This is a genomic window from uncultured Frigoribacterium sp., from assembly GCF_963515265.1.
Classification (GTDB): domain Bacteria; phylum Actinomycetota; class Actinomycetes; order Actinomycetales; family Microbacteriaceae; genus Frigoribacterium.
The window spans coordinates 1-6,981 of record NZ_CAUPYL010000141.1 but is presented as its reverse complement, the minus strand read 5'-3'; the positions used below and the strand labels follow the sequence as shown (position 1 = coordinate 6,981).

Genomic DNA, 6,981 nt, shown 5'->3' with positions numbered 1-6,981 from the left:
GCTAGGAGGCGCGGCGCACGGCGAGCGCGCTCGCCACGAGCGGCACCTGCAGCGGCAGGCGGACGACGGTGACGACCCGTCGGGCCGTCCCGGCGCGGCTGCTCCGGAGCGACCGCAGCGCCATCGACACGTTCGCCGGGAACACGGCGACGAAGAGCGCGGCCGCGAGGGCGCCGCCCGCCCGTCGCGTCGCCGTCGAGAGCAGGGCACCGGCCACGACGACCTCGGCGACCCCGGAGCTCGTCGTCCACAGGCGGGCCGGGCCGGGCATGCTGCGGGGCACGACCGCGTCGTAGGCGCTCGGGCGCACCAGGTGGAGCACGCCGGAGACGCCGCAGGCGGCCGCGAGGAGGAGGGCCGTGCGGCGGACGGAGGCGGTGCGGGCGTGGCGGGTGCGTCGGGTGCTCATGTGGTCCATCCTGCTCGCCCGCGCCTCCTCGACGGGCCCGACCCGGCCGAGGGGAGGTCAGACGGCGCGGCGGACGCCCCGGCTCATGATCGCCGAGGTGAGCGCCTCGACCGGCTCGCGCGGTGCGGCGGGGTTCGCGACCAGCACGTAGTCGACGTCTCCGAGGTCGGGCAGCGAGAAGCGGTCGCTGACCTTGACGAGGTCGGTGGGGATGAGCGAGAAGGGGAACACGGCGACGCCCATGCCCGCCCGCACCGCCGCGAGCACGCCGTTCACGTCGCGGGTGTTGCAGGTGATGCGCCAGGTGCGCCCGCTGGCCTCGAGGGCGCCGATCGCGAGCTGACGGCTGAGGCTCGGCGCCTGGTAGGCGATCAGGGGCACCGGCCGGCCCGGCTCGACCTGCAGCTTCTCCTGGCCGATCCAGACCATCGTGTCGCCGGCGACCCGACGGCCCTCGTCGGACTCGCCCGCCGTCTGCTTCACGAAGATGAGATCGAGGTGGCCGGAGGCGAGCCGCCGTCGCAGAGGACCGCTCTGGTTCACCGTCAGCTCGAGGTCGACGTCGGGGTGCAGCTGCCGGAAGTGCCGGAGGATGCGCGGCAGCTGCGTGATGGCGAGGTCGTCCGCGGCCCCGAAGCGCAGGCGGCCGCGCATCGCCGAGCCGCTGAACCAGCTCTCGGCCGCCGAGTGCGCCGCGAGGATCGTGCGGGCGAAGCCGGCCATCGCGTCGCCGTTGTCCGTGAGGCGCACGTCACGGGTGTCCCGCACCACGAGGGTGCGGCCCGCCGCCTTCTCGAGCCGGCCGACGTGCTGGCTCACCGTCGGCTGGCTGATGCCGAGACGGAGGCCCGCGGCCGTGAAGCTGCGCGTCTCCGCGACGGCGAGGAACGTCGTCAGCAGGGCAGGGTCGAACACGGCTAGGCCTCCTCCTGTCGCGTCATTCGAAGATCGCATGACAGTGATTCACACCATAGGGGGTCCGAATGATGTCGGCGGCCTTACCGTCGAGGGACGAGGAGGCGCGGCTCACCACCCCGAGGCCCCTCGCCCCCTCCCCCGGCGGCCGCGACCGCCCCGGGCCGCCCACCAGCGCAGGAACGCCGATGTCCTCTCCGTCCACCGCCAGCACCCCCGTCGTCGACCCCGCCGTCTCCTTCCCCGCCACCGCCCCGTTGCCCGTCGCGACGCAGCGCCCGCCGTGGCGGCACACCTTCATCGCGCTCAGCGTGCCGAACTTCCGGCTCTGGACGGTCGGCAACTTCGTGGCGATGACCGCCGGCTGGATGCAGCGCATCGCCCAGGACTGGCTCGTGCTCGAGCTGACCGGCAGCGCGACCGCCGTGGGCGTGACCGTGGCGATGCAGTTCGCGCCGATGCTCTTCTTCGGCCTGCTCGGCGGCGTGCTCGTCGACCGGTTCTCGAAGCGGGCGCTGATGGTCGTCACCCAGAGCGTCTTCGCGGTGCTGAGCATCGGGCTCGCCGTGCTGACCCTGACCGGCGTCGTCGAGGCCTGGCACGTCTTCGCCATCGCCTTCGCGACCGGCCTGGTGACCGTGGTCGACAACCCGGCCCGCCAGGTGATCGTGAGCGAGCTCGTCGGCCAGCGCCACCTCCGCAACGCGATCAGCGTCAACTCGAGCGTGTTCCAGCTCGGCGGCATGATCGGCCCCGCGGTCAGCGGCGTGCTGCTGCTCGCGGTCGGCGCGGGGTGGGCGTTCGCCGTGAACGGGGTCGCCTGCCTGCTCGTGGTCGGCATGCTCGGCCTGCTCCGCACCTCCCAGATGACCCGCACCGCGCCTGCTCCCCGCTCGCGGGGCCAGCTGCGTGAGGGCCTCGCGTACGCCCGGGCGAAGCCGACCATCCTCGTGCCGGTCGTGCTCGTCGCCTCCTACGCCGTCTTCGGCCTGACTATGCCCGTGCTGCTCGCGTCGTACGCCGACGAGGTCTTCGACGTGGGCGCCGGCGGCTACGGGCTCTTCAACTCGATGATCGCGGTGGGCGCCCTCACGGGGGCTCTGCTGTCGACCCGGCGGGCCACGATCCGGCTGCGGACGCTCGTCGTGGGCCTGCTCGTCACCGGCCTGCTGCAGGCGGGCGCCGGGGTCGTCGGCGGTGCCGCCGGCGTCGTGCCGTTCGCCCTGGTGCTCGTCTCGGTCGGGCTGGCGTCGCTGCTGTTCCTCACGTCGGCGAACCAGCTGGTGCAGCTGTCGAGCAACATCGGCATCCGCGGGCGGGTGATGTCGCTCTACGTTCTCGTGCTGCTCGGCGGCCAGGCCGTCGGCGGACCGCTGATGGGCGGGATCGTCGAGCTGCTCGGCACGCCGACGGCCATGGTGATCTCGGGCGGCGTGCCCGCGGTCGTCGCGGGCGTGACGGCGCTCGTGCTCGCGCGGCGGGGACAGCTCACGCTGCAGATGCGCGTGCGGCGGCACCTGCCCGTGGTCGAGATCGCCTCGCGCTAGGCGCAGTCGCGGCTCAGACGGCGGCGCTGCGACCGGGCGAGCCGAAGCGGATCGACACGTCCACACGCCACGCCTTGGGCTCGCCGGCCACGTGGGTGGTGCCGACGAAGCGCAGCCGCTCCCCCGCCGCCAGGCTGAGCTGGCCGTGGACGTCGAGCGACTCGCCGAGCCAGAACGAGATCTCGTGCTCGTCGAGCAGGTCGTCGTCGACCGTGACGCCGAAGCTGGCGCCGTCGAACTTGAGGGGCACGTCACGGAACTCGAGCCGCGGGGCGTCGTCCGACCAGTCGGCCACCTCGGCCACCCGGGCCGCGACGATGGTCGCGTCGACCACCCCGTCCGAGCCCATCGTCACCGAGGAGGCGCACAGGTCGACCCCGAGGTCGTCGCCGTCGATCCGGAAGCGGTTCTCCACGGGTCCCACGCTAGCGGCGCCTCCTCGTCCCGTCACCTGTGATCTCGCTCGATCTCGGGCGGAATGCAAGGGGCGGTGCATGCGTTGGCATCGAACATGACGAAGCGCATCGGGTTCCTCTCGTTCGGCCACTACCAGGACGTGCCCGGCTCCCGCACGCCCACCGCCCGGGAGGCGCTGGTCCAGTCGATCGAGCTGGCGGTCGCCGCCGAGGAGATCGGCATCGACGGCGCCTCGGTGCGCGTCCACCACTTCGCGAAGCAGCTGGCCAGCCCGTTCCCGTTGCTGGCCGCCATGGCCGCACGCACGAGCCGCATCGAGCTCGGCACCGGCATCATCGACATGCGCTACGAGAACCCGCTCTCGATGGCCGAGCAGGCCGCGGCCGCCGACCTGATCAGCGCGGGACGACTGCAACTCGGTGTCAGCCGAGGATCACCCGAGACGTCGCTCCGCGGCTACGAGGCGTTCGGCCACGTGCCGGAGGACGGCGAGTCCGACGCCGACATGGCCCGCCGCCACACCGAGCTGTTCCGCCGCGCGATCGACGGCGACGCGGTCGCCCAGAGCGACCCGCGCATGACCGGCTGGTCGAGCCCGCTCGCGATCGAGCCGCGGTCGCCCGGTCTCGGCGAGCGCATCTGGTGGGGCTCCGGCACCCGGGCGACCGCGCAGTGGACCGGCGAGCAGGGCATGAACCTGATGAGCAGCACCCTGCTCACCGAGGACACCGGCGTGCCGTTCGACGAGCTGCAGGCCGAGCAGATCGCGGTGTTCCGGGCGGCGTGGGCCGCGGCAGGGCACGCCCGTGAGCCGCGCGTCGCCGTCAGCCGCAGCGTCATCCCGATCACGACCGACGAGGACGTCCGGTACTTCGGGGTCCGCGCCCAGGCCGACTCGCAGGACCAGGTCGGCATGCTCGACGGCGTCCAGTCGCGCTTCGGCAAGAGCTACGTCGGCGAGCCCGACGTCATCGCCCGCCAGCTCGCCGACGACGCGGCCGTGCAGGCGGCCGACACCGTGCACCTGACCGTTCCGAACCAGCTCGGCGTCGACTACAACGCCCGGCTGCTGCGGACCGTGGCCGAGCACGTCGCTCCGGCGATCGGGTGGGCGCCGGCGTTCGGTCGCGCGACCAGCGCCTCGTAGGGGCGACCACCGCCTCCTCGTCCTGCCGTCTGGCAGGCGGGCCGCGCCTCCTCGTCCCGTCGCCGCCCCGCGGCCTGTAGACATGTCTGCATGAACACGGACCTCGACGAGGCGGCCCTCCGCTCGTACCGCAGCACCCAGACCGAGCCCGACGACTTCGACGACTTCTGGCGCCGGACCCTCGCCGAGGCACGCGAGCACGACCTCGACGTCCAGGCGGAGCCCGTGGACACCGGGCTCACGACCGTCGACGTGCTCGACGTGTCGTTCCGCGGGGCCGACGGCCAGCGCGTGCGCGCGTGGCTGCGGGTGCCGGCCGGCGCCGCCGCCTCGGGCGAGCTGCTGCCCACCGTCGTGGAGTTCGTCGGCTACGGGGGCGGCCGAGGGCACGCCCAGCAGAACCTGTTCTGGGCCTCCGCGGGCTTCGCGCACCTGCAGATGGACACCCGGGGACAGGGCTCGCTCTGGAGCACGGGCGACACCGCCGACTCCGGGGGCTCGGGCCCGGCCGCCGACGGCGTCATGACCCGCGGGATCGACAGCCCCGAGAGCTACTACTACCGCCGCGTCTACACCGACGGCGTCCGGGCCGTCGAGGCCGCCCGGTCGCTCGACGTCGTCGACGCCGACCGCGTCGCCGTGCTGGGCACCAGCCAGGGAGGCGGCATCACGCTGGCCGTCGCCGGTCTCGTCGAGGGGCTGGTCGCCGCGGTGCCGCGGGTGCCGTTCCTCTGCGACTTCCGCCGCGCCTCCGTCATCACCGACAGCGACCCGTACAAGCAGATCGGCCGCTACCTCGCCGTGCACCGCCACCGCGCCGAGCAGGTGCACGAGGTGCTGTCGTACTTCGACGGGGTCAACTTCGCGAAGCGGGCCACGGCGCCCGCGCTGTTCTCGACGGCGCTGATGGACGCGACCTGCCCGCCGTCGACGGTGTTCGGCGCGTTCCACGCCTACGGCGGCGACGCGGACATCACCGTGTGGCCGTACAACGGGCACGAGGGCGGCGGGGTCGAGGACGACCTCGAGGCGCTCGCGATGCTGCGCGGGGCGTTCGGGCTGTAGTCCCGGAGCCGGCGGGTAGCCGTCACTCGCGGCGGGTCATTGTCGCTCGCGGCGGGTCGCTGTCGCGCGTGGAGGGTCCTTGTCGCGCGTGGCGGGTTCCCGTGCCCGACGGCGGGTGGGCGCTGACCCGCCGCGGACGACGGGAACCCGCCAGCACGGCCTGCGACACCACGGAGGGGCCGAGCAGCACGCGGCTGCTCGGCCCCAGGGGTGCTACGGACCCGGGTCAGCCGATCGGCGTCGGGTCGAGCGGCAGCGGCGGCACCGGCAACGAGCCGCGGATCTGGTTCTGGGCCTGGCACTGGCTCGTGCAGTTCGTGGCGCCCGCGCTGAGCTCGATCGCGTCCTCGCCGAGGACTCCGCCGAGTCGGCCGCCCGACTGGACGACCCACTTCGTCACGGTGCCGGTCTGCAGGGTCTTCGTCGCGACCTGGGGGCTGTCCTTGCCGAGCAGCATCTGGTGCGCTCCGGCACCCGAGGTGACGGGGTCGACGCCGTCGCCGAAGTTGACCTTGCCCGTGTACTGGTTGACGAAGTAGAACAGCCCGGCGCCGAGGGTGTGCGTGAACTCGACGGGCGCGCCGAACTCCGACTCCATCTGGAAGATGCCGCCCTGGGCGCCGTCCTTCGCCTGGATCTTGAACTTGCCGCCGGCGGTGCTGAAGAGCACGACGAGGGTGTCGTCCTTCACCTCGAGGCTCTTGATCGTCGCGCCCGCGAGCTGGGCCGGCGTGAGGGTCGGCACCTTGGAGGCGAACACGACGGTCGGCCCCGTCACCATCCGCTGCGTGTCCGGCGCGCCGGTCAGCGTGTAGTCGTAGACGCCCAGGGTGGCGACGTCGATGTCGAAGCCGTTGTTGACGCCCCGCACGGCGATGCGGCCGGTGGGGACGATGCCGCCGACCTTGACGCTCTTGCCGGGCGCGGGGTCGTAGGTCGTGCTTCCGATCGTGACGCGGTAGTCGCCGCCCGCGCTGGTCTTGCCGGAGGCGCTGGCCGGGCCGGCCGAGAGAGCCAGCGACCCGGCGACGACCGCCGCGACGAGCACCGCCGAGCGGAGCTGACGGGCCGTGCGGCCGAGAGATGTGGTGGTGGTCATGGCGGGCTCCTCGTGGAGGGGTGGGCGACCCGTCCCCCGGGCCTGCGACCACTCTCGCCGGGGCCGCCGCACGACACCATCGGACCTTGGTACTAGTACCCGTTGTCCCTCGCCCACAGGGCGGCGCTCGTGCGGTCGGCGACGCCGATCCGACGGAAGACGCTGCCGACGTGCGCCTTGACCGTGCGCTCGCTGATGCCGAGCTCGGTGCCGATCTGCTTGTTCGCGAGGCCGCGGCCGAGCAGGCGGAGCACGTCGGCCTCCCGGCCGGAGACGAGCGGCACCGGCCCGGGATCGGGGGCAGGTGCGGGCGTCGCCGGCGTGCGCGTCGGGTCGTCCGGCGTCGACCTGTCCGGCAGCAGCGCCCTGGCCGCACGCGGGT

8 protein-coding genes are annotated in these 6,981 nt (G+C 73.3%); 3 read left to right on the top strand and 5 right to left on the bottom strand.

Features of this window, described 5'->3' with window-relative positions; genetic code table 11:
* Position 1 precedes the first annotated feature (1 nt).
* Together RWM17_RS10775 and RWM17_RS10770 are read right to left on the bottom strand one after the other, a co-directional pair.
* Positions 2–409: a hypothetical protein gene (locus RWM17_RS10775; protein WP_314103546.1), complete on the bottom strand. Its 408-nt coding sequence runs from the start codon at positions 407–409 to the stop codon at positions 2–4.
* 57 nt (positions 410–466) lie between these two features.
* Positions 467–1,324 carry a LysR substrate-binding domain-containing protein gene (locus RWM17_RS10770; RefSeq protein WP_314103544.1) on the bottom strand — a complete coding sequence of 286 codons (858 nt, stop codon included), beginning with the start codon at positions 1,322–1,324 and terminating at the stop codon, positions 467–469.
* Between the two features lie 188 nt (positions 1,325–1,512).
* On the opposite strand from RWM17_RS10770, the gene RWM17_RS10765 reads away from it, so the two are divergent.
* Positions 1,513–2,871 carry an MFS transporter gene (locus RWM17_RS10765; protein ID WP_314103542.1) on the top strand — a complete coding sequence of 453 codons (1,359 nt, stop codon included), beginning with the start codon at positions 1,513–1,515 and terminating at the stop codon, positions 2,869–2,871.
* 13 nt (positions 2,872–2,884) lie between these two features.
* Here RWM17_RS10765 and RWM17_RS10760 read toward each other — a convergent pair whose 3' ends face one another.
* A complete protein-coding gene (locus tag RWM17_RS10760; protein ID WP_314103540.1) occupies positions 2,885–3,286 on the bottom strand; it encodes a hypothetical protein in 402 nt (133 codons plus the stop codon).
* A gap of 96 nt (positions 3,287–3,382) precedes the next feature.
* Between RWM17_RS10760 and RWM17_RS10755 the strand changes: the two genes are divergently transcribed.
* Together RWM17_RS10755 and RWM17_RS10750 are read left to right on the top strand one after the other, a co-directional pair.
* Complete coding sequence (locus tag RWM17_RS10755; protein ID WP_314103539.1) at positions 3,383–4,435, top strand: LLM class flavin-dependent oxidoreductase; 1,053 nt, start codon at positions 3,383–3,385, stop codon at positions 4,433–4,435.
* Positions 4,436–4,525: 90 nt separating this feature from the next.
* Entirely contained in the window at positions 4,526–5,500 is a 975-nt protein-coding gene (locus tag RWM17_RS10750) for an acetylxylan esterase (RefSeq protein ID WP_314103537.1), read from the top strand.
* Positions 5,501–5,726: 226 nt separating this feature from the next.
* Here the strand turns inward: RWM17_RS10750 and RWM17_RS10745 are convergent, their stop codons facing one another.
* Together RWM17_RS10745 and RWM17_RS10740 are read right to left on the bottom strand one after the other, a co-directional pair.
* Positions 5,727–6,599 (bottom strand): hypothetical protein, encoded by an 873-nt coding sequence (locus tag RWM17_RS10745; RefSeq protein WP_314103535.1) that lies wholly within the window; start codon positions 6,597–6,599, stop codon positions 5,727–5,729.
* Positions 6,600–6,691: 92 nt separating this feature from the next.
* Positions 6,692–6,981, bottom strand: a 290-nt coding sequence (locus RWM17_RS10740; protein ID WP_314103533.1) for a LuxR C-terminal-related transcriptional regulator, incomplete at its 5' end; no start/stop codon positions are given.